The following is a 1,752-nucleotide window of genomic DNA, read 5'->3' on the forward strand; positions in this document are numbered from 1 at the left end:
GTCGCACATGAAGCGGGCGCCTGGGTGCACATCGACGGGGCGTTCGGGCTGTTCGCGGCGGCGTCCCCCCGGCTGCGGCACCTGACGGCCGGTTTCGAGGCCGCGGAGTCCTGGGCAACGGATGCCCACAAGACGCTGAACGTGCCCTACGACTGCGGCATCGCTATCGTCGCCGACGATGCTGCGATGCGCTCGTCGATGGGGATGCACGGCGACTACCTGATCCAGGACGAGGCCGGCGAGCCGTTCGACCGGGTGCCGGAGATGTCGCGGCGAGCGCGGGCCACGACGGTGTGGGCAGCTCTCGCCTCATTGGGACGCAGCGGCGTCGCCGAGCTGGTAGAGCGTTTCTGCCACCACGCGACGATGTTCGCAGAGGGCATCGCGCAGATCCCGGGCGCAACGGTGCTGAACGACGTCGTGTTCACCCAGGTATGTGCGAGCTTCGGCAGCGACGACCACACCCGTGAGGTGGTGCGCCGGATGCTCGCGGACGGAACCGCCTGGACCACAGGTTCGCGGTGGCATGATCGTGCCGTACTGCGGGTGGCGTTGTGCAATTGGTCGACCACGGATGCTGACGTGGAGGCGACGTTGGCGGCGCTTCGCCGTGCGGCAGCCTGAGAGGGGTCTCAATGGAGGTAGTCGCCGCCGTGTTCACCGACGGTGAACGTGTGCTGGCGTGCCGACGCCGTGAGCATCTCCAGGCGGGCGGACGCTGGGAGTTCCCCGGTGGGAAGCTCGAGGTTGGCGAGGACGCGGAGGATGCGCTGGTCCGCGAGATCGCGGAGGAACTCGGTGTCGAGATCGAGGTCGATGACCTCCTCGACAGCACCACGACCATGGTGGACGGGACCGAGATCACCCTGTCCTGCTACTTCGTGCACGCCGTGGCGGAGAATCCGCAGTTCAGCACGGACCACGACGAGCTCGGCTGGTTCGAGCGCGACCGCCTGGTGTGGCTGAACTGGGCCGAGCCCGACCGGCCCGCGGTCCGGAAACTCGCTTTCGCCTGCCCCTGACAGCAGAGCGCTCCCTGAGGAGCTTCGCGAGCGGACCAAAAGAAGTGTCACGAAGGGCAGCCGACACCACGCCTCCTCGACCGACGCGGAGCAACGCGGGCCCATCCGCCACACTGGACCCATGGCACTCTTCGGACGCACAACGCTCGACCCCGACACCGAGGCGGCCCTCACCCGGCTGGTCGGACGGCGTCCGCGCATCCTTGCCTCCGGGCGCGGCCCCGAGGGTGAAGCGGTCGGCCTGATCGACCGGCTGGTGTACCGCAGTGGCGGAGACTGGCGCCAGCAGTTCTGGCACGAGGTCGAGCGTGGCAACTGGGACCAGGCCACCCGCCGCCTCCGGTGGACCGACGTCGGCGGCGAGGTCGTCGACGTGGAACTGACGCAGACCGGAACGCTGCCCGACCTGTTCAACGAGAGGGTGACCGCCAGCATCGCCTGCATGCGCGTGGTCGACCTCGACACCCGCGGGACGGCGGTCATCACCGCCCGTCGTCACCTGGGCGACGCCGCGGCTCCCCTGGTCTGGCGCATCGCCCCCGGCAAGGGTGCGACCGCGGAGTCCGTGGCTGCCGACCGCGGAGTCGCCGCAGAACTGGCGAGGCTTCGCGCCGAATACGACCTGAGCTGAAGTTCTGGTAACGTATCGCCTCGCGCGAGCGCGATCCCCTGTAGCTCAATTGGCAGAGCGTCGGACTGTTAATCCGTAGGTTCCTGGTTCGAGTCCAGG

The 1,752-nt window shown here is 68.6% G+C and carries 3 protein-coding genes; all 3 read left to right on the forward strand.

The genetic code is table 11. The features are described from left to right. A partial coding sequence (locus tag VGK32_17105) for a pyridoxal-dependent decarboxylase (GenBank protein ID HEY3383488.1) occupies positions 1–624 on the forward strand: 624 nt, incomplete at its 5' end. A gap of 11 nt (positions 625–635) precedes the next feature. Further along, positions 636–1,022, forward strand: a complete 387-nt coding sequence (locus tag VGK32_17110; GenBank protein HEY3383489.1) for a (deoxy)nucleoside triphosphate pyrophosphohydrolase — start codon at positions 636–638, stop codon at positions 1,020–1,022. A 121-nt stretch (positions 1,023–1,143) separates the two neighbouring features. Beyond that, complete coding sequence (locus VGK32_17115) at positions 1,144–1,653, forward strand: hypothetical protein (GenBank protein ID HEY3383490.1); 510 nt, start codon at positions 1,144–1,146, stop codon at positions 1,651–1,653. Positions 1,654–1,752: the final 99 nt, after the last annotated feature.

This window comes from Vicinamibacterales bacterium (assembly GCA_036504215.1).
Taxonomy (GTDB): domain Bacteria; phylum Acidobacteriota; class Vicinamibacteria; order Vicinamibacterales; family Fen-181; genus FEN-299.